The 20,417-nt window shown below is 43.3% G+C and carries 31 protein-coding genes; 19 read left to right on the forward strand and 12 right to left on the reverse strand.

Annotation, left to right across the window (positions count from 1 at the left end; genetic code table 11):
• Position 1: 1 nt before the first annotated feature.
• The 5 genes from Q7C_RS06720 to Q7C_RS06740 are packed head-to-tail and all read right to left on the reverse strand — an operon-like array spanning position 2 to position 4,601.
• Positions 2-646, reverse strand: coding sequence for a response regulator (locus tag Q7C_RS06720; protein ID WP_014703979.1), 645 nt, complete (start codon positions 644-646; stop codon positions 2-4).
• Positions 633-2,354 carry an ATP-binding protein gene (locus Q7C_RS06725; RefSeq protein WP_014703980.1) on the reverse strand — a complete coding sequence of 574 codons (1,722 nt, stop codon included), beginning with the start codon at positions 2,352-2,354 and terminating at the stop codon, positions 633-635. Before Q7C_RS06725 ends, Q7C_RS06720 begins: the two co-directional genes overlap by 14 nt.
• Positions 2,351-2,668, reverse strand: coding sequence for a thiosulfate oxidation carrier complex protein SoxZ (gene soxZ, locus Q7C_RS06730; RefSeq protein ID WP_014703981.1), 318 nt, complete (start codon positions 2,666-2,668; stop codon positions 2,351-2,353). The genes Q7C_RS06725 and soxZ overlap by 4 nt, the downstream gene beginning before the upstream one ends.
• Entirely contained in the window at positions 2,668-3,156 is a 489-nt protein-coding gene (locus tag Q7C_RS06735; protein WP_014703982.1) for a thiosulfate oxidation carrier protein SoxY, read from the reverse strand. Before Q7C_RS06735 ends, soxZ begins: the two co-directional genes overlap by 1 nt.
• Positions 3,153-4,601 (reverse strand): M48 family metalloprotease, encoded by a 1,449-nt coding sequence (locus Q7C_RS06740; RefSeq protein ID WP_014703983.1) that lies wholly within the window; start codon positions 4,599-4,601, stop codon positions 3,153-3,155. The genes Q7C_RS06735 and Q7C_RS06740 overlap by 4 nt, the downstream gene beginning before the upstream one ends.
• A gap of 113 nt (positions 4,602-4,714) precedes the next feature.
• On the opposite strand from Q7C_RS06740, the gene Q7C_RS06745 reads away from it, so the two are divergent.
• Genes Q7C_RS06745 through Q7C_RS06755 form a run of 3 tightly spaced genes read left to right on the forward strand, consistent with a single transcriptional unit; the run spans position 4,715 to position 6,062 of the window.
• Positions 4,715-4,951 carry a sulfurtransferase TusA family protein gene (locus tag Q7C_RS06745; protein ID WP_014703984.1) on the forward strand — a complete coding sequence of 79 codons (237 nt, stop codon included), beginning with the start codon at positions 4,715-4,717 and terminating at the stop codon, positions 4,949-4,951.
• Positions 4,951-5,415: a sulfur carrier protein DsrE2 gene (dsrE2, locus tag Q7C_RS06750; protein ID WP_014703985.1), complete on the forward strand. Its 465-nt coding sequence runs from the start codon at positions 4,951-4,953 to the stop codon at positions 5,413-5,415. Before Q7C_RS06745 ends, dsrE2 begins: the two co-directional genes overlap by 1 nt.
• A 20-nt stretch (positions 5,416-5,435) precedes the next feature.
• Positions 5,436-6,062: a DUF502 domain-containing protein gene (locus Q7C_RS06755; RefSeq protein WP_014703986.1), complete on the forward strand. Its 627-nt coding sequence runs from the start codon at positions 5,436-5,438 to the stop codon at positions 6,060-6,062.
• A 236-nt stretch (positions 6,063-6,298) separates the two neighbouring features.
• Here Q7C_RS06755 and Q7C_RS06760 read toward each other — a convergent pair whose 3' ends face one another.
• Together Q7C_RS06760 and Q7C_RS06765 are read right to left on the reverse strand one after the other, a co-directional pair.
• Positions 6,299-6,733 (reverse strand): hypothetical protein, encoded by a 435-nt coding sequence (locus Q7C_RS06760; protein ID WP_151194729.1) that lies wholly within the window; start codon positions 6,731-6,733, stop codon positions 6,299-6,301.
• 78 nt (positions 6,734-6,811) lie between these two features.
• A complete protein-coding gene (locus tag Q7C_RS06765; RefSeq protein WP_014703987.1) occupies positions 6,812-8,308 on the reverse strand; it encodes a hypothetical protein in 1,497 nt (498 codons plus the stop codon).
• Between the two features lie 123 nt (positions 8,309-8,431).
• Between Q7C_RS06765 and Q7C_RS06770 the strand changes: the two genes are divergently transcribed.
• From Q7C_RS06770 to Q7C_RS13610, 11 genes are all read left to right on the forward strand, one after another.
• Entirely contained in the window at positions 8,432-8,629 is a 198-nt protein-coding gene (locus tag Q7C_RS06770; protein WP_014703988.1) for a helix-turn-helix transcriptional regulator, read from the forward strand.
• Positions 8,630-8,668: 39 nt separating this feature from the next.
• Positions 8,669-9,544, forward strand: a complete 876-nt coding sequence (locus Q7C_RS06775) for a replication protein RepA (RefSeq protein ID WP_050954400.1) — start codon at positions 8,669-8,671, stop codon at positions 9,542-9,544.
• An 862-nt stretch (positions 9,545-10,406) separates the two neighbouring features.
• A complete protein-coding gene (locus Q7C_RS06780) occupies positions 10,407-10,874 on the forward strand; it encodes a hypothetical protein (RefSeq protein WP_041366626.1) in 468 nt (155 codons plus the stop codon).
• Between the two features lie 61 nt (positions 10,875-10,935).
• On the forward strand, positions 10,936-11,157 hold the full coding sequence (locus Q7C_RS14070; RefSeq protein WP_151194730.1) for an NAD(P)H-dependent oxidoreductase: 222 nt from the start codon (positions 10,936-10,938) through the stop codon (positions 11,155-11,157).
• A gap of 6 nt (positions 11,158-11,163) precedes the next feature.
• The gene (locus Q7C_RS13605) at positions 11,164-11,430 is read left to right on the forward strand and encodes a flavodoxin family protein (protein WP_151194731.1); all 267 of its coding nucleotides are present in this window, start codon (positions 11,164-11,166) and stop codon (positions 11,428-11,430) included.
• A gap of 90 nt (positions 11,431-11,520) precedes the next feature.
• A complete protein-coding gene (locus tag Q7C_RS06790; protein WP_041366628.1) occupies positions 11,521-12,015 on the forward strand; it encodes a GNAT family N-acetyltransferase in 495 nt (164 codons plus the stop codon).
• A gap of 45 nt (positions 12,016-12,060) precedes the next feature.
• Positions 12,061-12,660: a peroxiredoxin gene (locus Q7C_RS06795; RefSeq protein WP_014703992.1), complete on the forward strand. Its 600-nt coding sequence runs from the start codon at positions 12,061-12,063 to the stop codon at positions 12,658-12,660.
• A 30-nt stretch (positions 12,661-12,690) separates the two neighbouring features.
• Positions 12,691-13,110: a GNAT family N-acetyltransferase gene (locus Q7C_RS06800; protein WP_041366631.1), complete on the forward strand. Its 420-nt coding sequence runs from the start codon at positions 12,691-12,693 to the stop codon at positions 13,108-13,110.
• Between the two features lie 31 nt (positions 13,111-13,141).
• Positions 13,142-13,615, forward strand: a complete 474-nt coding sequence (locus Q7C_RS06805; RefSeq protein WP_041366632.1) for a GNAT family N-acetyltransferase — start codon at positions 13,142-13,144, stop codon at positions 13,613-13,615.
• Between the two features lie 567 nt (positions 13,616-14,182).
• Positions 14,183-14,611 carry a hypothetical protein gene (locus Q7C_RS06815; RefSeq protein ID WP_041366635.1) on the forward strand — a complete coding sequence of 143 codons (429 nt, stop codon included), beginning with the start codon at positions 14,183-14,185 and terminating at the stop codon, positions 14,609-14,611.
• Positions 14,612-14,878: 267 nt separating this feature from the next.
• Positions 14,879-15,082, forward strand: coding sequence for a hypothetical protein (locus Q7C_RS13610; RefSeq protein WP_014703995.1), 204 nt, complete (start codon positions 14,879-14,881; stop codon positions 15,080-15,082).
• Here the strand turns inward: Q7C_RS13610 and Q7C_RS06825 are convergent.
• The 4 genes from Q7C_RS06825 to virB5 are packed head-to-tail and all read right to left on the reverse strand — an operon-like array spanning position 15,074 to position 17,344.
• On the reverse strand, positions 15,074-15,343 hold the full coding sequence (locus Q7C_RS06825) for a hypothetical protein (protein WP_014703996.1): 270 nt from the start codon (positions 15,341-15,343) through the stop codon (positions 15,074-15,076). The genes Q7C_RS13610 and Q7C_RS06825 overlap by 9 nt on opposite strands.
• Positions 15,344-15,370: 27 nt before the next feature.
• Positions 15,371-16,378, reverse strand: coding sequence for a TrbL/VirB6 family protein (locus Q7C_RS06830; RefSeq protein ID WP_014703997.1), 1,008 nt, complete (start codon positions 16,376-16,378; stop codon positions 15,371-15,373).
• A gap of 14 nt (positions 16,379-16,392) precedes the next feature.
• Positions 16,393-16,608: a hypothetical protein gene (locus Q7C_RS06835; RefSeq protein ID WP_014703998.1), complete on the reverse strand. Its 216-nt coding sequence runs from the start codon at positions 16,606-16,608 to the stop codon at positions 16,393-16,395.
• A gap of 16 nt (positions 16,609-16,624) precedes the next feature.
• Positions 16,625-17,344, reverse strand: a complete 720-nt coding sequence (gene virB5, locus Q7C_RS06840) for a P-type DNA transfer protein VirB5 (RefSeq protein ID WP_014703999.1) — start codon at positions 17,342-17,344, stop codon at positions 16,625-16,627.
• A 511-nt stretch (positions 17,345-17,855) separates the two neighbouring features.
• Here virB5 and Q7C_RS06845 point away from each other — a divergent pair.
• The 5 genes from Q7C_RS06845 to Q7C_RS06865 all read left to right on the forward strand — a co-directional run bounded on the left by Q7C_RS06845 (position 17,856) and on the right by Q7C_RS06865 (position 19,655).
• Positions 17,856-18,107: a type II toxin-antitoxin system Phd/YefM family antitoxin gene (locus Q7C_RS06845; RefSeq protein ID WP_041366639.1), complete on the forward strand. Its 252-nt coding sequence runs from the start codon at positions 17,856-17,858 to the stop codon at positions 18,105-18,107.
• Between the two features lie 80 nt (positions 18,108-18,187).
• Complete coding sequence (locus Q7C_RS06850) at positions 18,188-18,466, forward strand: type II toxin-antitoxin system RelE/ParE family toxin (protein ID WP_041366993.1); 279 nt, start codon at positions 18,188-18,190, stop codon at positions 18,464-18,466.
• Entirely contained in the window at positions 18,466-18,804 is a 339-nt protein-coding gene (locus Q7C_RS06855) for a HigA family addiction module antitoxin (protein WP_014704002.1), read from the forward strand. The genes Q7C_RS06850 and Q7C_RS06855 overlap by 1 nt, the downstream gene beginning before the upstream one ends.
• A 19-nt stretch (positions 18,805-18,823) precedes the next feature.
• Positions 18,824-19,150 carry a type II toxin-antitoxin system HicB family antitoxin gene (locus tag Q7C_RS06860; RefSeq protein ID WP_014704003.1) on the forward strand — a complete coding sequence of 109 codons (327 nt, stop codon included), beginning with the start codon at positions 18,824-18,826 and terminating at the stop codon, positions 19,148-19,150.
• Between the two features lie 13 nt (positions 19,151-19,163).
• Positions 19,164-19,655 carry a hypothetical protein gene (locus Q7C_RS06865; RefSeq protein ID WP_014704004.1) on the forward strand — a complete coding sequence of 164 codons (492 nt, stop codon included), beginning with the start codon at positions 19,164-19,166 and terminating at the stop codon, positions 19,653-19,655.
• 44 nt (positions 19,656-19,699) lie between these two features.
• On the opposite strand, the gene Q7C_RS06870 is transcribed toward Q7C_RS06865, so the two are convergent.
• On the reverse strand, positions 19,700-20,359 hold the full coding sequence (locus tag Q7C_RS06870; protein ID WP_151194732.1) for a hypothetical protein: 660 nt from the start codon (positions 20,357-20,359) through the stop codon (positions 19,700-19,702).
• Positions 20,360-20,417 lie beyond the last annotated feature (58 nt).

The raw sequence follows: 20,417 nt of genomic DNA on the forward strand, positions 1-20,417 counted from the left end.
TTTAAGCATCAAGCAAACCGCTCCGTATTGCCAATCTTGCCAGCTCTGCAGCATTCGACACATTCAATTTTTGCTTGATATTAGTGTGATGCGTACCCACCGTTTTTGGGCTCAGATTAAGAATATCGGCAATGTCGTTAACCGTTTTCCCTTCCGCTAATAGACGAAACACTTCAAATTCACGCTGACTCAGCACATCCAATGGACTTTCCGAGCCGGTCAGTTTCTGCATGGCAATCTGCTGGGCAATTTCCGGAGCGATACACGTTCTACCCTGCGCCACAATATCCACGGCTTTAAGCATTTCTTCCGGCGCGCTGCGTTTGGGAATAAAACCCAAAGCACCCGCCTGCATAGCCCGGGTGGTAAAAACACTGTCTTCATGAACGCTCAATACCAGAATCTTGGCATTCGGTTCCCGAGCCACAATACGCTCAATGGCACCAACGCCACCTATTCCAGGCATCGAAATATCCATCACCACTACATCCGGATGATATTTATTAAAATCTTGTACGGCCTGTTCACCCGACCCGGATTCTGCAACCACCTCAAACTTGTCACCATCTTCCAGCAGCCTACGGAAGCCTGCTCTGACCAATTCGTGATCGTCGACCAGTAATACTTTAATTTTACTCAATGCCATGTTCATTTTCCGTTTGCAGCGGTATTGTCACTTTGAGCTTCACACCCTGCCCTAATTGACTCTCTAACGTAAAGCTACCTCCCATACTTTGCGCTCTTTCCCGCATACCCAGCAAACCAAAATCAACATCTGAATGAAAATCATGTACTTCCATGCCTTTACCATCATCACAAATGCGGATTTCCAGATACGGCTCTTCGGCATCCTGCTCACGGGTAACACTCACTTCAATACGACTGGCCTGAGCATGTCTGACCGCATTGGTAATTGCCTCCTGCACAACACGAAACACGGTCATATTACAGGCTTCGTTCAGGCCGGATACGGCATCATCAATTGTCATATCAAACTGGATTTCCGGCTGCCGCTCACGCCAATTTTTGATCGCTTCTTCCAGCGTCGCTTTCAGCCCCAGATCATCCAGCGGACTTGGCCGCAAACGGGTAATCATATTATGCACAACATCATAGATATGACTGGCGGTATCAATGATCGCCTGAGCACTTTTGAATAACTTGGGCTCGGTTTCCAAAGTGCGGTTTCGAATCAAAACCGCATCCGTTTTGATCGCCGTCAAACATTGACCCAGTTCATCGTGAAGTTCTCGCGCCAAATGTCGGCGCTCGGCTTCTTGTGCCTGCTCCAGATGCTTGGTCAATAGCCGGTTTTCATGCAATTGCGCTTTGGCTTTTTCTGCCTGCTTGTGCTGAGTGATATCTCTTAGAGTACAAATGACCCCAATAATGCAACCATCGTTTTCCTGTAACGGCACGGTAGACATCAAAAGTGAGACAACCTCACCATTTGGTGTGACCAAACTGGTTTGCAGGTTTTCCACCGCCTGGCAGCCCTCAATGATACGAATAATCTGGCCACGATTTTCCTTTAATCCCAGCGCCGTTAACGATTCTCCCATCAACACCGGTGTTTGGTTCGCAAACAGCCTTTCAGCGGTGGCGTTACAGAAAGTAATGTAACCCGCATGATCCAAAGATAAAATGGCATCTCCAGACTGTTTTACCAGCGCTGCCAACCGGCGGTTTTCGACACTGCTAAGTTGTAACGCTTCGCCCATCCGGTTGAATGTCTGACTGATCTGATCCATCTCAGCCAACGAAAAATGTGGCAGGCGTAAATGCAAATCCCCGCGCTCCATACCCGACAGGGCATCCAGTAATCGCTGCAGGGGACGCATCAACCAGCCGACTCCCCAGTAAATCAACACCACGACAAAGACAAAAATGACCAGTCCCAGCGCCATAATGTCTCGTATGTCCCGCCAGCGTTCGGCAATCTCCTGAATCGGCGCAGCATAGATAACCATGTGACCATCGCCAAAGCGGCGCGACAAGGGACTGATTTCCGGAAACAATATTCTGACAAACCATCCCGGCGGCTGCTCTTTAATCCTGTTCTCAGGCTGGCCTTCAAACATCAGTCCCTGCTCATCAAACATCAAAATATGCAGACTGCGCATCTCACTGAGCGCAATAACCAGCTCTTTCATATGCTCGCTGACGGGTCTATCACGATTCAGCCGCGCTCCAGCCAGCGTCACCGTAATAATATGTGCGGTTGCATCCATGGTGTCTTGGACTTCAGACTTGACCGACTGACGCGCGTTGGAAATCAGCACCCAGGCACTTGCTAACACCGACAAAAACAGCAGCAGCGCAAAAAAAAGATTAACTTTTAACTTTAAACTCATTGTACTGTGGTTTCAGCCGCCCCTTTGCCACCGGTGTTATCCACCCAGCGCAATTTGATTTTATCGCCAACGACGCCTCCCTGCAGCTGAAAGGCGAAGAAAGGATTACGTGAGGTTGCTGTGCCACATTTCACCGTCAGCACTTCAATCTCATTGCGCCAGAGTCGAATATCCTGAATAAACTTAGCCGGAATCAACTCTCCTTCCGTGTTTTCACCACGGCCCGTGTGCATGGGATGTGCTAATAAAATCCGAATCAGCGTGTCGCCATCATGCAGTTTGGCACGAATACGATCTTTGCCTTTCACCGCCATCAGGCACATCCTCCAATGTCAATCTCGACAAACCTTTTCGCAATGTATAACTGATTTTCTGCCCGGATCACGGCAATAATGTCTGCATCCTCAGCCACCTTAATCAGCGTTTTGAATGGCAACATAACCGCGCTATGCAGGGTCATACTCATCGCCAGCGGCGATGGATTTTTATCCACCAGCAAGGCAAGATGTTCAATATTTTTCAGCGTGGTGTTGACTTCAACCGGCACCGTCGCGCCATTCACGGCATAAGTCGGCGGCGCACCAACGGTGAAGCTGACACTGTCATCATCAATCGTTTCTGCTTGGCCAAGTAACGCTTTCAATGCATCTTCCAGCGTCTTCGCCGCAAAGGCTTCTCGCGGCCAATGTGCCAATACTTGCTTTGGCAGTAGCAGGCCACTAGCAGCGACACAGGCCAGTGTCGCTGCCGATACACCTTGCTTCAACCAATAACGGCGAGTTTTATCAAAATGGCTAGTCATCGTTGTCTTTCCATCAGCGCCAGTTGGTCTTCCACTTGTTTAAGGCGTGAATTAATTCGTGCCTGTTGATAAGCATCGCCTTTGGCATGGTCCGCTGCAATACGCAACTGGTCTGCCGCCGCGGCGATTTGTCCAGACTGATAATACGCCTCTGCCAGCCAAAAATGTGACTGACTTCGGTTGCCCATTTGCTCATGTGCTTTGCCAAGTAAGCGATACACTTCTTGTGAGTTTTCGCCAATATCGATCAGGCGTTGCAATAATTTCGCGGCTTGACTGGGCTGGCCTGTGCGTAACTGCAAATCAACTTGCTCCAATGTTAAGGCACGATCATCAGGATAAAGCCGCTGATTATCCTGATAAATTGCCAACGCCCTGCTGGTGTTTCCCACGGCAATTTCCAAATCGGCAAGGGTCAACTGATAACTGAGTCTATCGCCATCTTTTTCTACCAGCGGCATTAACGCTTTTCTCGCTTCGCTTGTTTGATTGGCTTTTAACAAGGCCCGTGCATAACCGTATTGCAATACTTCCTGATCATGATCGTCTGAATTTTCTCGCCGTTTTTTTCGATATTCCTCCAGCGTGGCCTGCAAATCATCACTGGTCATCACCCGTAATTTTTCGCGCATCAGATAGAACTGTTTGGTGTCGCGCTGATTGCTGACAGACGGATAATCTTCTGCTCGGGCACGCGTTTCAGCGATACGGGACCCCGTAATCGGGTGAGTCCGCAAAAACTCCGGCACATGGGCGCCGCCATAAAAGCGACCCGCTACCTGTAATCGCTCAAAGAACCGCGGCATTGCATAAGGGTCAAAACCCGCACTGACCAAGGTCTGCATGCCCAGACTATCCGCCTCCGCTTCGTGTGCCCGCGTGTAATTCAACTGCATTTGTACCGCGCCGCCCTGCACTGCCATCATCGCGGCACTGCCGGCACTGGGATCAGCGATACCAAGCAGCGCAGCAGCGATCATAGCGGCTGTTAGCGGCACACTTAACCGCTCACTTTTTTCATAACCACGCAAAATATGACGCTGGGTAACGTGAGCAATCTCATGCGCAATAACCGACGCCATTTCATCTTCGGTTTCGGCGGTCATCATTAACCCACTATGTACCCCCACAAATCCACCTGGTGCGGCAAACGCATTGATTGACGGATCTTCGACCATAAAAAAAGTATACGGTAAGGCTGGCTGATCACTGGCTGCCGCGAGCCGATAACCCAGACTGCGCACATAATCCTGCACTTCCGGATCGGCAACAAAGTCGACCTGTCGCTGCAATTGCCAATAAAAACTCTGGCCAACCTGATACTCCTCAATTGGAGACACCAACTCGCCGGCACTGTCCCCCATTTCAGGCAACTGAATATTCAGATTGGCCTGGGTGCCTGGTATGACCAGAAACAAAATCAAACTGATAATGTGTTTTTTCATAACGCGTTTAGACTTGGCCCAATAAGCGCGGTTCCAAAAAACTCGCCATGCGAAAAATAACTGATACGTTTATCATGGCCCCTTGTTTTCTAGAATTATTCGGAGACAGCAGTATGTCAGATTTTGCTGCAGAAATTGATACCTCCGGGCTCAATTGCCCCCTACCGGTTCTCAAGGCCCGTCAAGCATTAGCGGAACTGACAACAGGCCAACAGTTACATCTAATCGCCACGGATAAAGGTGCAGCTAAAGATATTCCTGCGTTTTGCAAAATGACCGGAAATGCGCTGATTGACAGCAGTGAAACCGACGACAAACTGCACTTTATCATCGAAAAAGGCGGCATCTGATGACTAAAAAAATGGCGATCATTGCCAGCAAAGGCACGCTGGATGGGGCTTACCCCCCATTTTTACTAGCATCAACCGCGGCAGCACTTGGTTTCGAAGCCAAAATCTTTTTTACCTTTTACGGCCTACAACTTCTTAAAAAAGACTTAAGCCCAAAAGTCTCCCCACTAGGCAATCCTGCCATGCCAATGCCTGTGCCAATGCCAAATTTATTGCAGATTTTGCCGGGGGTCGAAGCCTTTGCCAGTTGGATGATGCGGCGGAAATTAAAACAAAAAGGCGTCGCCAGCCTGACCGAACTACGCACTATCTGTTTGGACTCTAATGTCGAGCTGATTGCCTGCCAAATGACGGTCGATCTGTTTGACTTCAAAAACCACGATTTTATTGATGGTATCAGCCATGGCGGCGCCGCAACCTTTCTGGCTTTTGCCAGCGAGGCCGATATTACCCTTTATATCTGATCTTAAAAACGAGGCCCGGCATGCAATTTATCTGGAAAACATTTCTCAAAGGACTGGCGGCCTTATTGCCAGTGGGCCTGACGCTTTACATCATATACTGGTTAGCCCTGTCTGCAGAAAAAGCGGTTAGCCCTATTCTAAAAGCCATTTTGCCTGAGCATCTGTATTGGCCGGGAATGGGATTATTGGCTGGTATTGGTTTGATTTTTGCCGTTGGTATCGCCGTTAACGCTTGGTTGATTAAACGCCTGTTCGACTTGGGTGAATCCCTGCTCGAACGTATACCACTGGTTAAATCCATTCATGGCGCCTTACGCGACTTTATGCATTTCTTTTCGCGTGACAAACAACGTGAAAATCTCAATCATGCGGTGGCCGTTACTATTAATGGCGTTCACCTGATAGGGTTTCAGGTACGTGACAATATTCACGGCTTACTGGAAAACGAAGAAGATACCGAAGATCGAGTAGCCGTCTACCTGCCGATGAGTTATCAAATTGGCGGATACACGGTATTGATACCTCGCAATCAGGTGCAAGCCCTAGAACTAGGCACTGAAGATGCCATGCGTTGGATTCTGACGGCCGGCCTCTCTACTAGTGATAAACACTTAGAAAGATCGCCCATCATACAAACCCCAGACTAAACCGGCATGGCGTCCCCGGCAGGAGTCGAACCTGCGACCTTCCCCTTAGGAGACGGATTTAACCTTTTGTTTTATATAGGGTGAATTTGCAACACACTGATTTTTAAGTCACTTAGTATAACGTCATATCACACTAAGTCACTACTAATCATCGTGTTAGTGTCCCAAAATTGTCCCAAATCCAAACCGGCGAATGAAGCACATGAAAACTGGTTAAAAGTAAAGCTGCGGAAAAATTAATTGTGTTTTTTTAACTCCGACTGCAGTTCGTTGAGTTGAGCTTGAAACTTGTCTCTGCGCTCGCGGAACTCTTTCACTCTTTTTAGTAAGTAGGGTGATGGCTCTTTTGCAATGCTGTTCTCAAGAGCAACTATTTCGACCTCGTATTTACTAATTTGCTTTTGTGAGAATGCTATTTCAGTTTTTAAATCACGAACTGCCCCTACCTCAGGGTTAAGTACAGACATAACTGGCCCCAAAGAGATAACAACTACAAATAAGATCACTAAATAACTGAAAGCAGATAAACCACCACCTGTCGTATACATAGTGGTTCCACAGTACGGGCATATATGCTCTATTTTCTTTTTCGTGAAGAATGAGCCTGTGTGCCAAAGCCTCGGTGTTGCTCGCTTTCCACAGTTCTTACACTCAACTCTTTGATCTGACATATTCAAAGTCCTTTTTTGATAGTTCATCCATGTCCTGACCTAAAGTCAGTTCGAAATAGTCATTATTTCCGTCATAAATCAAACTGCCGCAGCTTGCTTATCATCGTCAGTATTCATATCCGTGTCACACTCGACCCAGCGAAAATTGTCACTTACAGCGATATCATCAAGAGCTGGTTGAATGACAAACTTGGAGGAACTTGTATTGTGAGCAGGCAGAGGCTCTTTCAATGCCTCCAGAACCTGTATTGAACTGAGAGAATATTCAAAACAGCTATATAGCCGAGATAGTATTTTATAAACCAAGAGATCCATTTGAGAGTCACTTGGTATTTGCTTTTCAACTCCATACCTTCTGTGATTTAACACCTCAAAAATTAGTGTATAGGCTGCGTTTTTAACCCCTGTCCCGCCGTACCCCCATGAATAGTGGTTATCCAGTCTCTTTTTTGGAGCACGGCAAGCTATTAACTCTGGTGAGCCACCATTGATTATTTTTACAATTCTTCTTGGATTGGATGATTCTTCAGGAAGTAAACGAAACGTTAACAAATCACGACTTTCAAAACTAATTGGTTCACTCAATGAGTTTTTCATCCTAATGTGATCTTTGTGAACTTTAGGCACAAATACTTCTTCAGACGCACCGCTCACTCTGAAAGTAGCGTTAATCTGCTCAGAATCAACGGTCAGAGATTCGAGCGGTTCATTTAATTGCTTGTTGCCTGACAAAATTGCTTGTAATAATTTTTCGCTGTTCAATATCTCGTCAAACCCACCGTGAGTACTGTCATCCCGATATAGTTCTACCGCGTCGTTCTCGGGTAACAGCAAAAACCTACCAATCGCATTAAGCAAATTTGGGCATGTCCCCATGTACTCCGCTTTATCCGAATAGTCGAGTGGGAAGGTCAAACCGAAGCCGAAATTTTGTCTGTATAAGTTTGCTGTAACTATTAGCGTTGAGCACAAAAGATCTATATACCAATCAAGGCAATCGCGCTCCAGAAACGTTTTTTGCTGAGCAACACAACAGAGATAAAGTGGTATTGCTGAATGGCCGTGCGTCTGTAACTTAGATAGAGAAATATCTTGTAGCTTGCTAACTAAATTACATTCATTACCTTCAATGATTGAAGAGATTTCCCAGCGGGCCGCAACTCTCTCCAAGTAACCGCGAGCAAAGTTTTTTTGTTCGTCAGTACTGAATAAGGTGGGATGTCTGTTTGGCTGAATTGAGCAACAATAATAGTCAATGGCATTTAAAAGGGAATGTAGCGGTTCATCACTGTAATCTGTTTTGAGCCATTTAGCGGCTGAAGGACAAGCTTTCAATAGCCGATCAAGCTTTTCTCCTTTCGGGTAGTTCGACTTATTAACCCATTTCTTGATCGTTTTTACTTCAGGGGGTGTCAGTCCAGCATCCATGTGAAGTGTTTCAATCCCCTCGCACAAATCAGTCTCAGTCACTTCACCCACATAGCCTTTCTCTGATAGCTCAAGGGTTAAATGTTTTAACCAGATCGCTTGCCTGATTTCCCACGTAGGTAAATATTGGATAGCTCGTCGTTCCATGATTATAAAAATCCTTTCTGTCAAGAAAATTAGCCAAATTTCTTAACTTTCGTAAATTCCTGTCTCCCAATGCTAAGCGTTCATATCATCAACGGCAACTTTACAACACGTTGAGATAAGTCCATGCATCAGAAAGATATCAAGTTACTGACCGTGCCAGAATTGGCCGAGATTCTGCACATGACCGCAGCAACAATCAGAAACAGGTTAAGTCGTGGTGAGCCGATGCCACCATCTATCAAAGTTGGGCACAGACGCTTATTCCCTGAAAGAGAGCTAAACGACTGGATTATGTCGAAGATTGATTCCATCGAATCATAAGTCTTTTTTGAGCATTCTTTACTTAGTGACGCTCACGTTTTGACTTCTCAAACTGAAGCTCTTAGCGCAGAAGAGAAAAATGTCCATAGGTTTATAACTCAAGCCTCAGACATCAACTCAATAAGTGCTCAAGAAGCAGGGAGTCGGGCATATATGCCTAGGTCATTAGTTTTGGCGACACTTCCCCACAGTAAAAGACAAGATCCTTTTTTTGTTCGCAAAAATGGGAATTTCAGCCTTGCACTAATGGCACACCCCGATATCGGCCTTCCCTACGGAAGCTTGCCCAGACTTTTGATTGCATTTCTAACTACAGAAGCTGTAAGAACGAACAGTCGTGATATTGAGCTTGGTAAATCACTATCTGACTTTCTTACCAAACTGAAAGAAACACCCAACGGAGGGCCAGGGGGAGGCATTACCAGGGTAAAAGAGCAAATGAGACGTTTGTTCTCAACTCGAATTTCTTGCACATACACTAACAAGAATCTCGTAAGTGGAACTAACTTAGATATTGTTGATAGCTATGATCTGTGGTGGCACCCTACATCTCCAGATCAATCGTCCCTATTCAAAAGTCATGTATGCCTAAATGAAGGTTTTTTCAAAGAAGTGACCCAAAGACCCGTTCCAATTGATATGAGAGCCCTAATGGCACTTAAAAAGTCTCCTCTGGAAGTGGATATCTATTGTTGGCTGACATATAGAATGAGCTACCTTGAGCGTACAATAGTGATCTCATGGCAAGACCTTCAAATACAAATAGGAAGCTCCTACGCAAGAATGAGAGACTTCAAAGCAAAGTTCATTCAACATCTGAATCGAGTTTTGGCCGTATACCCTTCTGCAAGAGTGAGGGCTGTTAAGAACGGTTTAGAGCTAAAACCAAGTTTGACGCACATTCCTAAACGCTGATTTTCACAAGCCAGACTCATGTGGACAAAGTTGTTAGTGATGAAAGATATCCACGCATTAACGGTCGCGTTAGAAGCTTATTTTTACGCATTAACGGTCGCGCTAAGTTCGTTTTTTACGCATTAACGGTCGCGCCATTAACCCTCAAAGCCATACTAGGCAAGGCTTTCCAGCCCCCTCCTATAGTATTACCTGTAGTTATTACCTGTAGTTAGTTCGCTAAATTATGTGGATAACTAAAAGTTTTCTCGAAATCTGCTCAGATCAAACGTGTTTGGTTTTCATATGATCAGAATAATTTCTGAGCATCGGTCTACCAATACTGTGGGGATAGAGTGGACAATTTACGTGTAGCGTGTGTGATAGACGAAATAGGCGTGTGTAATAGCCGAAGCTATTCACTGCTTATGCAGGATGACATTGCAGATCTCACTCATACTAACTCCACAACATTGTTTTTACAGGGTTTACACGGTATCAGGGAGCTACAATCTCAAGATTAGGAGTAACCATATTTAGCTCCAATAAAGCCAAATAAACCAACAAAACGTGTGTGATAGACGAAAAAGCGTGTGTAATAGACGACGCTATGAGTGGACAAATTCCGTGTTGTAAATGAATCTAGTGACCGAACAGAGCTATGTTATTACCAGAAACTGTAGTTTTATTTGTCGAAAACTACAGACTCAATGCAAGAGCATGGTAAACATGTACGAGGTTATTAGTGTTAGTACCAAAGGTGCTTAGACCACGATGTTTCATAGTGATAAATAAATTGGAATTGAACTAGGCTGCCATCCATCTAGTTAGGTAAATTATGGATGGCAGCCTAATACACTGTTAGGCAACAATAAGTCCATTTATGACAAAAATAGAATATACAAATTTGCAAGATCTTGATCAGGGTGAATTGCTTTCAGTCTTAAATAAAGACAAGATCCGAGAGCACTTGGTATCACACGATAAATTCAACGAACAATCGTTGGCTGAATGGGTTTCAAGCAAGCTTAGTGTAGATTCAGCCGAAGGATGTAAAGTAAGAGGAATACGTGTAAATGGGGCTGTTGCTGGTTGGTGTGGAATCCAGTTTGAAAATGAATCCTATGAGCTCGCAGTAGTTTTGAATGAAGCCTACTGGGGTATTGGTACTGCCGTGTTTAAAGACATGATGATATGGGCTTCAGAGTTGGGCCACAGACTTGTAGTTTTGCATTTGTTTAATACTCGCCCTGAATACAAGTTTCTTACAAAAATAGCATCACGAGTGTACGAAAGCACGATGTTTGGTCAAAAATACACGAGCTATGAACTTAGGGTGCCAAGTGCCTAACAAGGCAAGGCAGTCGGATGCTTCGCACCGCTGCTTGCGGCGTTATGTGAAGGGGTAAAAATTGAAGTCAGCAATAATCTTTGGTTCATCTAGATACGATGGAAATACGAGTCAATTGGTCAAACAAGTTCGCTCAGAGATAGATGCTTCATTGTTTGAACTAAAGGATTACGACATCACACCTTTCGATTATCAACATCAGAACAAAAATGATGACTATCTGCCGTTGGTTAGAGAGTTGGTACAGCATGATCACCTTGTGTTTGCTACACCAGTCTATTGATATTCGATGAGTGCTCAATTAAAAATCTTTTTCGACAGACTTTCTGATCTTCTGACAATTGAAAAGGATTTAGGGAGACGGTTGAGAGGTTTATCTTGTTCTATTCTGGCAACGGGTAGTGATAGCGCTTTACCCGAATGTTTTGAAGAGACATTTAAACTGACTTTTGAATACCTCGGCATGACATACAAAGGGGTGCTTTATTGTCCCTGTATTGATGCTGTTGAGATGAAACTTCCCTCAAGAGAACTGATACATGAAATCATCAAATAACAAGTCACTGCCGTCGACCGCTAGCACGGCGGCTGAATGAAGCGTTAAGCATTCTTAGAATCGGAGCATGTAGTGAAGTCGGATATATCAATGGAAAAGCTGAAAGAAGATCACGCATCAGAGCTTTACGAGTTGACTGAATGTAACCGTGAGTACTTGCGAGAGTGGCTCCCTTGGCTTGATTCAATAGGTTCGATCTCCGATACGATGGCATTTATCGAATCTACAACGAATGGCCCTGCAACATTTGCACTATTTTACAGTGGTAAAATTTGTGGAGTAGCTGGCTTTCACAACATAAACAGCCAGCACAAGTATGGGTCAATTGGGTATTGGATAGCCCAGAATCGAACTGGAAAGGGAATTGCTACAGCCGCAGTCAAAGAATTGCTTAGAATTGGATTTGAAGAATATAGTCTCAATAAAATTGAAATAAGATGTGCGAAAAATAATTCGAAGAGCCGAGCTATTCCAGAGCGACTTGGATTCAAATATGAAGCAAGTTTAAGGCAATGTGAGTGGCTATACTCAAAGTTTGTTGATCATGCAATATACTCAATGCTGGCATCAGAGTATCGTGCTTAACAAGCTTGTCCGCTGACAGGGGCGTTAAGTATCGAAAGGGATATTATGCAAAACTTAACGGACTTACCTGAAAACTTACCTGTTCCTTTTGATGATGGTGCTTGTGATCACCTTAAAAACAGGAAACTTCCCTCAATTAGGCTATCAACAACTGATGATTTGGAAGTCGATTTCTCTAATCTTGATAATCGTGTAGTTATTTATTTCTATCCAATGACTGGTCGACCGGGTACCACATTGCCTGATGGCTGGGATGAAATTCCTGGTGCTAGAGGCTGCACCCCACAATCTTGTTCATTTAGAGACCATTACTTAGAGTTGAGGGAACTTCAAGCTTCAGTTTATGGGCTCAGCACTCAGAATACTGAGTATCAAAAAGAAGCAGTAAGCCGCCTGCACCTCCCATTTCCATTGGTTAGTGATAGTTCTCTAAAATTCATTCAAGCATTGAATATCCCAACTCTGGAGGTCTCAGGTATGACCTTGTCTAAACGGGTGACGGTAATAGCTAATCATGGGGTTATAGAAAAAGTTTTCTATCCAGTATTTCCACCCAATGAAAATGCAGATGAGGTCATAAAATACCTAAAAGCAAAAAAGCTTAACAAGACACTGCAGCCGACTGCTATCGCGTCGACTGAATGAAGCGTTATATCCAGGGATGAGTAGCGAGCTATGTTAATCACTGAAGTATCTGAACCGTCAGAAGAGGACTTTGAGGTCCTGAAAAATGGACTAAATGGGTTCAATGAGGTTCATTCTGGGCCACTTCTTAATGAAAAGGTTTCATCGTTTGTAAAAAATGATAAAAATGAAACGGTAGGCGGTATCCTCGGAGAAATTAACTGGGGTTGGTTACACATAAAAGGGTTATGGGTTTCGGAGTCCGTGAGGTCTAAAGGATTGGGGGCAGGCCTCCTAAGTAAGCTTGAGACTTATGCGAAATCAAAAGGCATAACTAACATTCGACTTGAAACAACATCCTTTCAAGCCTTGGGCTTCTATGAAAAACAAGGATATGTTTTATTTGGGCAATTACCTGATATGCCTCCGACCTACACAAGCTATTTTTTAATGAAGCAGACAAGGATATAACAAGCCGCTGTGCTGGGCGTTAGGCTGTGATATGGAATCTCAAAAAGTGAATTATGATCTCCGACGAGCTAACGAAGGTGATTATGAATTTTGTTACAAGCTTACAAAACAGAATATGTACGACCTATTTTGTCGTCACTGGGGTGGTTGGTTCGACTCAGAATTCCGAAAAGGCTTTGTCGCAGACAATATTCAAATAATAAGAGTCAGAGATAAAGCGATAGGGTATTTCAGCTATGTAATCAACAAAGATTCACTCTACATCGATAACATTCAACTTGCCTCTCAATTTCAAGGGCAAGGTATTGGGACAAAGCTTCTCACTGATTTTCTGACAAAAAATCAAAATACTGTAATCAGACTCACAACGTTTGAGGATAATCCGGCCAAACATCTTTATGAAAAATTGGGATTTAAAGTGATTGTAAGAAATGGTTCTACAATCAAGATGGAGATAGTGCCTAACAAGTCACTGCAGCCGACCACTACCGCGTCGGCTGAATGAAGCGTTATATGCCCGAGAGAGTATGTGCGTGGAACAACTAGAGAGAGCTAAAAGATATCTCACTCGCATGGAAAAAATATATGAAGGAATATTTTCATCATCACATGATCGTGACTCATATGACGATGATGTGATTTCATTCTTTATTCATTGTTACCACGTTAGAGACTGGATTATCCATTTGAATAGGCTGGGGGCTACGGCTAAAGAGGTAGATTTATACATAAATAGTCACAGGTCTCTAATGATTTGCGCGGATCTCGCGAATGGATCTAAGCACTGTAAATTGACGCGGTCGTTACGAACAGAACGACAACCTCATATTTCAGGTACGCGGCGAGATACATCGGGATGGCTAACTGGCGACGGAGGCGGAGAGGTTATGAAGTGTAAATATACCGTGCTCAGTAATGAAGATTTCTTAGATGCCCTTGAACTAGCAAGAGACAGTGTCACATTGTGGGAGAAATACATGGTGGCACTCCAAGAGGCATATAACAAATCAAAGCAGCAAGAGCCTTCGGCCGGGACGTGCTAACACGCGCCCCTGTTTGAGGCGTTAGCCATATGAACGAAGAAGAACGCTGTAATCACATCGTATCGCTTGATGAAGAACTCTTAAAAGGTGGGGCCATCCTCTCGGAGTGCTGCTCTTTTATGATCCGAGAATCGGATTTGGCGTCTGTACATGGAGCAAATCTGACATCAATACTTACGGCAGTTTCTGGGATCGAAACCTATCTGCGCTCCGAGTATTCCGAGAAAGAGCGCTGTAGCCTCTTTGAGTTAATTGATCGTGCTCCCATATCAGACGACCTTCGATCTGATTTGCACAAGCTAAGGAAGTACCGAAATATGTGGGGGCATGTAAATGACCCATGGGATGATCAAATGCTGCTAGATGCTCCTGAAGAGTCGGAAAAAGAGCTAGAAGAAATAGCTCTGTTCGCCGCTAGAGCGCTGAGAAAAACAATTTATGAGAATCAGTGGGTCTAAAATGGCTAACCAAACAATTAAATTTGCACCCTGCGGTCGCTGGGCGCTAGACATCTAAAACGAATGTTCCAACAATCAATCGCCACAATTAGAGCCCTCTTCGTCCTCTCAATCAGCATATTCTTGTTGTCCTGTGAGAAAGCACCAATTACAGAAACATGGATCGGAACATATTCCTTCCCCACCGATGAGTCACCGGATTTTCCACTGTATATGTCGCTAATAATCCAAGACGACGTCGTAACTGGACAAGCCATCGACGGAAACATGGAAAAAGCACCTATCAGCGGAAACATTGAGGCTGGCTTCTATTCCCTGCTTTTACATCCTCTAAAGCACGGCTCCAAAACAAACCAAGATGTCACGTATCAAGGCCAACGGCTTGGCAACACCATAGAGGGAGAGCGGGTTCATGTAGTCGGGGCCAAAGGCCAATGGAAAGCCAACATCTTTTCTAAAGCATCAGATTGAGTTTTTATTACGCTCAATTAGACGGTCAAATTGCTTATAGAATGAAGGTGCCTTATCAACCAATATTTTCTCTACGATAATTTTTCTTCTATCCGAGAAGCCAAGATCTTCATGGAAAATGATCTTCTGGCCATCAATCTTTTGAATTACCCCATTTTCCATGCAGAGTTTTAGACGATATTTTGCCAGCAGATATCGCCTGTAAATGATAAATGTCAGTAATGCAGTTAATGTAATGATCAATATCCATTCAGTAAGCATTGCTCAATCCCTCGAAGGCTCATCATTTTACGAACCAGTGATGGTATTACCTCTTCTCAATTTTGCTGTAATAGCTTTTGCCACGTTACGTGATGATTTTGCACCTTCCACAGTGCTTTTTCCGGCCTTGAAAGTAAAACGACCTACCCCTCTCACACTATCTACCATTGAGCCCGTGATACGACGACCTGAGAGCATTGAACTCAAAGAAATACCGTGAGCTAAGCTTGATGCAATGGAAGTCACTTGCAGCAGAACTAAAATCGCCATAACTGACAGAAATATTGCCGGTATGGCACCTTTAACCTCAACGTTTGATGGTGTTGCCACGGCCGTATAGGCGGACAAATAGTTACTCAACAAGGTGACGATTAATTTGAGGATGGCACCTACTAACATTGAAATAAAAATAAAATTTAAACACTGCATAATCCATGACTCAAACAGCCTTTTCGTCGGTTCGAACATAATCAAAACAATAAAAATTGGTCCGACCGCTAATAAAGCAGATAGAGCTAGTTTTGATAACACCAATAGAAACGCCCCCACAATTGTGAGAGCCAAACCTAACAGCCAAATCACGTATGCGGACAACAATAACGATAGATTAGGTATACCCCATTCAGCCTCTAGCTCAGCCTTGGTCTGAAATGTGGTACCCAAATCCCACATATCCATCAAAATGCTATCCAGAAACCCACCGATACCTGTCGCCCCACCTGTCGTAGATGCTAAGTTCGCTAAGCTACTTGGTAGGTTAAACAGAAAATCCACAACAAATGAATTGTAATAGCCAAGGTTTACAGCCAAAGAAACAATAAGGGTTAACTTCACAACACGATTGAAGCCATCAGTCACCAGCTCAGTCGAGTTTCCAGTGATAACCTTCCATCCCCACAAAGTCACGTAAATCAGCAATAACGTCGTCACAACTGGCGTAATGGATGCAATGACTGATGTTGCAACGTCATTGATATATGTGGCTAATGTTGTATCAATCTCATCAAACGTTTTTTGTACTAATGTAGCTGCCATGTCGTGTTAGTCCCTTACCAGTCAACAAAGTCCAGTCCTTTACCACCCGTACTCTCAATTCTTTTTTGCTTCATTTTCTCGTTGAATGTCATTTTGCAGAGGTCTCTATCATTGAGATTAGTGATAGCCAAACATTCCTCGATGACTTCAGGTTCAATCGCTACCTTTCCTTCCTCTTTGCATCCATTCAAAGTTGCCAATGCAATAAGTATTAATGTCCAATTTTTCATTTCTCTTCCTTGATTATTACCAGCTAACAAAATCAAAGCCTTTGCCGCCTGTGCTCTGAATACGTTTTTCAAGAGTCCGTTGAGACTGCCTTTCTCTATAAGCTGTTTGGCTTTGTTGCAGGGCAGTTAATTTATTAGCTTCATTCGTCAACATTAGTTGCTCGGCAGCAATGCGAGCATTTAGATCAGCTATTTCTTTTGGATCTTCAGCAACGTTAATTCGCTCAAGTAACACCTGAAGGTTTCGTGTGCGTTTATTAGCCTCGTTATAGGCTTGCTCTGCGAGAGCACTATTTAGTGCAACTTGATTTTGATTAGCACTGAAATCAATCGAATGAGTTGACCCTTCGCCTAACCCAACCTCATCAACATCTATGATTCGTGTAGCACTCATAATCTCTTGAATACGATCTTCCAATTCATCATAGTCACCACCACCCAAATCAGCTGTCAGCTTTAATATCTCTCCTAGCTCAGCTGGTATGTAATAACGACTAGAGGGATCGTTTACTAAATCAGCCAACCCTCTAGCACCAGTTAATGCCTCAAGTTGCTCTGCTGAAATTCCAGTTTGTTGCTGTAATTCATCAAACTGCTTCTCAAGCTGAACCAGTGTTTTTACCGCTTCAGCTATGGCAGTAACATCAATAACAGGAATTCCACCTGCAAAAATTGGATTGGATAGAAACAATGTGGATGTGAAAACGAGGGGCTGAACACACTTCGTTAACTTCATAAAGCTATTCCTTTTCTGATTATGAAATTTGCTGTTGAGCTTTAGAAGTTATAACCACCGCGGATCTCGACTTCAAGCAAATGAATTACAAAAGATTTTTCTAAGGCGAGAACTATTCATGAAATTTGAAGTAATCACGAAGTGCGAGTTGAACAAAATCAAGTAACTTATAAGTAAAACATAAGTAACAATAAGTAAATTATAAATAATCAGAATTTAAGCTTTAATTATCAAACAGTTAAACAACCAAAATAAATAACAAAAATAAAAGTAGAGATGGGAGGGCAGGATACGGATAAAAGTTCCGTTTTGTCCCAAAACCTCTACTTCACTTTAATCCCATCACCATCTCTACAATTGAACTAACTCTAAAACTCTGCATGGATGAAATGACTTATAGTGTCTTTGCATATTTGTTTACAGCTCCAGTGTTTCCAATCATTTTGCGCAAAAGTTCTGTATCGTGGAGTTATCAGATCATTAATTACTTACATGAAAATGGGAGTATTACTTGAGTACACACCCAATCTTTGCTGACACAGCGGTTTCTATATCGGACCTGAAGAAAAACCCTATGGTCGTGATTGAACAGGGCAAAGGCTTTCCTGTCGCTGTACTGAAGAAAAATGTCCCTGTGTTCTACGCTGTACCAGCGGCAGCATATGAAGCGTTAATAGATAAGCTGGATGATATGGAACTAGCCCAAATTGTCCATGAGCGTGAAGGCCAACCGTCCAGAGTAATTACACTGGATGAGCTGTAACCAAGGCTTACTAGGCAGACATTACATGAAACCAAAATACCTCGTTGCGCAATACGCAACACGCTGATAAACTACTAATCATGATTAAGAGCTTCAAACATAAAGGACTTGAGAAGTTTTTCACGACTGGAAGCACAGCCGGTATTCAGGCGAAACACTCAGCAAAGGTTCGAGATCAACTTGCGTTCTTAGATTCTGCAACCTGTATCGAAGATATGGATTTACCCAGCTTTCGACTGCATGAATTAAAGGGCAAGCTTAAAGGAAAGTATTCCATTACTGTTTCAGGGAATTGGCGAATTGTCTTTGAGTTTATAGATGGAGACGCTTACATCGTTAATTATGAGGATTATCACTAATGACTTTTCAACAACATAACCCGCCCCACGTTGGCGAATTAATTTATCGCACATACATTGAACCATTCGATGATGTATCAGCTAACAAAATTGCTGTTGCATTGGGTGTATCGCCAAGCACATTTAACCGTTTATTAAACGGTAAATCTGATTTATCACCTGAAATGGCTGTACGTCTTTCTGCTGTTCTTGGACGTACCGCTGAAAGCTGGTTACGTCTTCAGGAAAGTTATGATCTATGGCAAGCAAAACAGAAAGTCGATACAAAAAGTCTACATAAAATAGACTTTGCTCAATTCGCTGAACAGGTGAGAGGAGAGCTACTCGAACCCTACTAAGTAATGAAGGTGTATTGAAATGAAATACAAAGGATATGAAGCTGTTATTAGATACAGTGATGAAGATGAAACCTTTATCGGTGAAGTGGTCAACACTCGCGATATTTTAGTATTTGACGGTAATGATATTGCCGAAATAACTGACTCATTCCACGCTGTTGTAGATGAGTATTTACAAGGTTGTGAGGATGAAGGAAAAGCACCTGAAAAGCCATTCTCAGGGCAGTTTGTTATGCGAGTTAAGCCAGAACTGCATAGAGAATTATTCATTAAAGCTAAAGAATCAGGCAAAAGCCTAAATGCTTTTGTTAGTGAGCAGTTAGACCGGATTGCTCATACATCATAAGGTTTTAAACGTTATGGAAAACGCCATTACCAACACAACAAAACAGCATTACATCACGTCGATTGCTGCCCTTAATATCCCGTCACTGGATGGTACGGGAGACTGGCATTTTTCGGATTGTTTTATTCATCATGGGGACTTTTTACCCCAGCAACACTTAGCCGAAATCGACACAATATCGACCCGTCACCTACTCGGTGACTATGGCATTTTTGAATGCTCAGACATTCTTAAAAAATATGGTGCTTCACCATTGCCAGACCAAGCCGAAATCTATGCAGCAAATCACTATCGCGCCGTTGTAGATATGATCTTTGATCTGGTCAAGAACGGCCAAAGCATCACGGACACGGTGATTTTAGATGACTGGTTCCCCGAAGACTCGGAAAAGCAGACCGTCTACCAGCTGCTAGATAAGCTCAAAGCGGATTTGACTGATCAACAATGGATGATGATTGACGAATGGAAGACATTATCTAGAGCAATTACTCATCTGAGTATCTGAGTGCATACTCACGCAAATAATGATCTTGAACAAACACTCAACTTTCATGAAAAAAAACTAACCAGTCTCTGCCATATAGTTTTCTTGCCTTGCCCGATTGGCTGCGTAGCTACAGACACTTTCCCGGTGAGGTGCTTAATTACCCTCTCTTCCATATCAGCTAATTCTCTGCTTGATTTATGTGAAAAGTAATTAGCTAACCCCACGAGAGATATGTATACAGTAGTGAACAATTGAAAAATTACTAACCATCTCCCCCATCCCTCGCCCACTCCAATGGAAGAATCACCTGATGTAGTCATAACAAGAACGCTCAAGTAAATGGAATCCATAAATGCATCTACCAGACTCTGGGCTTGAACCAGACTATTTAGGTAACACTCTGATTGCATGCATACTTGTGATATCCCAAAGACAATAGAATCACCAGAATCAATCACTGAAGTAAAAAAGTAAGCTGACGCAAACAGCATCACAGTATCAAGATACAACGAGATAATTCCATTGATAGAACTGGCTCTATTGTTATAAGTATTAGCAATACTAAGAATCGATATAAAACAGCCTATAAAAAGAATCAATGCAGATAGAAGGATAATTAACTTTATCCAATCTGAGGCTATCGGAGTCATTAGACCAATAGCAAATGTCCCAAGGACTAGAAATAGAGTCCACTTGGCTGGCGTGATATTTTTTTTATCCATACTTTCTCTATGTACCATGTAACACACCAAATGTTACAAGATTTATAAAAGTCCATAT

It is taken from the genome of Methylophaga frappieri (genome assembly GCF_000260965.1).
GTDB lineage: Bacteria > Pseudomonadota > Gammaproteobacteria > Nitrosococcales > Methylophagaceae > Methylophaga > Methylophaga frappieri.

Coding starts and splice junctions, on each gene's coding strand:
- Q7C_RS06870 (WP_151194732.1), bottom strand. CDS start 20,359: ATGGATAAAAAAAATATCACGCCAGCCAAGTGGACTCTATTTCTAGTC.
- Q7C_RS06735 (WP_014703982.1), bottom strand. CDS start 3,156: ATGACTAGCCATTTTGATAAAACTCGCCGTTATTGGTTGAAGCAAGGT.
- Q7C_RS06835 (WP_014703998.1), bottom strand. CDS start 16,608: ATGAAAAATTGGACATTAATACTTATTGCATTGGCAACTTTGAATGGA.
- Q7C_RS06790 (WP_041366628.1), top strand. CDS start 11,521: ATGGAAAAGCTGAAAGAAGATCACGCATCAGAGCTTTACGAGTTGACT.
- Q7C_RS06745 (WP_014703984.1), top strand. CDS start 4,715: ATGTCAGATTTTGCTGCAGAAATTGATACCTCCGGGCTCAATTGCCCC.
- Q7C_RS06720 (WP_014703979.1), bottom strand. CDS start 646: ATGGCATTGAGTAAAATTAAAGTATTACTGGTCGACGATCACGAATTG.
- Q7C_RS06850 (WP_041366993.1), top strand. CDS start 18,188: ATGATTAAGAGCTTCAAACATAAAGGACTTGAGAAGTTTTTCACGACT.
- Q7C_RS06865 (WP_014704004.1), top strand. CDS start 19,164: ATGGAAAACGCCATTACCAACACAACAAAACAGCATTACATCACGTCG.
- Q7C_RS06825 (WP_014703996.1), bottom strand. CDS start 15,343: ATGCTTACTGAATGGATATTGATCATTACATTAACTGCATTACTGACA.
- soxZ (WP_014703981.1), bottom strand. CDS start 2,668: ATGGCGGTGAAAGGCAAAGATCGTATTCGTGCCAAACTGCATGATGGC.
- Q7C_RS06755 (WP_014703986.1), top strand. CDS start 5,436: ATGCAATTTATCTGGAAAACATTTCTCAAAGGACTGGCGGCCTTATTG.
- Q7C_RS06770 (WP_014703988.1), top strand. CDS start 8,432: ATGCATCAGAAAGATATCAAGTTACTGACCGTGCCAGAATTGGCCGAG.
- Q7C_RS06795 (WP_014703992.1), top strand. CDS start 12,061: ATGCAAAACTTAACGGACTTACCTGAAAACTTACCTGTTCCTTTTGAT.
- dsrE2 (WP_014703985.1), top strand. CDS start 4,951: ATGACTAAAAAAATGGCGATCATTGCCAGCAAAGGCACGCTGGATGGG.
- Q7C_RS06805 (WP_041366632.1), top strand. CDS start 13,142: ATGGAATCTCAAAAAGTGAATTATGATCTCCGACGAGCTAACGAAGGT.
- Q7C_RS06815 (WP_041366635.1), top strand. CDS start 14,183: ATGAACGAAGAAGAACGCTGTAATCACATCGTATCGCTTGATGAAGAA.
- Q7C_RS06740 (WP_014703983.1), bottom strand. CDS start 4,601: ATGAAAAAACACATTATCAGTTTGATTTTGTTTCTGGTCATACCAGGC.
- virB5 (WP_014703999.1), bottom strand. CDS start 17,344: ATGAAGTTAACGAAGTGTGTTCAGCCCCTCGTTTTCACATCCACATTG.
- Q7C_RS06855 (WP_014704002.1), top strand. CDS start 18,466: ATGACTTTTCAACAACATAACCCGCCCCACGTTGGCGAATTAATTTAT.
- Q7C_RS06780 (WP_041366626.1), top strand. CDS start 10,407: ATGACAAAAATAGAATATACAAATTTGCAAGATCTTGATCAGGGTGAA.
- Q7C_RS13605 (WP_151194731.1), top strand. CDS start 11,164: ATGAGTGCTCAATTAAAAATCTTTTTCGACAGACTTTCTGATCTTCTG.
- Q7C_RS06830 (WP_014703997.1), bottom strand. CDS start 16,378: ATGGCAGCTACATTAGTACAAAAAACGTTTGATGAGATTGATACAACA.
- Q7C_RS06760 (WP_151194729.1), bottom strand. CDS start 6,733: ATGTCAGATCAAAGAGTTGAGTGTAAGAACTGTGGAAAGCGAGCAACA.
- Q7C_RS06860 (WP_014704003.1), top strand. CDS start 18,824: ATGAAATACAAAGGATATGAAGCTGTTATTAGATACAGTGATGAAGAT.
- Q7C_RS06800 (WP_041366631.1), top strand. CDS start 12,691: ATGTTAATCACTGAAGTATCTGAACCGTCAGAAGAGGACTTTGAGGTC.
- Q7C_RS06725 (WP_014703980.1), bottom strand. CDS start 2,354: ATGAGTTTAAAGTTAAAAGTTAATCTTTTTTTTGCGCTGCTGCTGTTT.
- Q7C_RS13610 (WP_014703995.1), top strand. CDS start 14,879: ATGGAAAAAGCACCTATCAGCGGAAACATTGAGGCTGGCTTCTATTCC.
- Q7C_RS06765 (WP_014703987.1), bottom strand. CDS start 8,308: ATGGAACGACGAGCTATCCAATATTTACCTACGTGGGAAATCAGGCAA.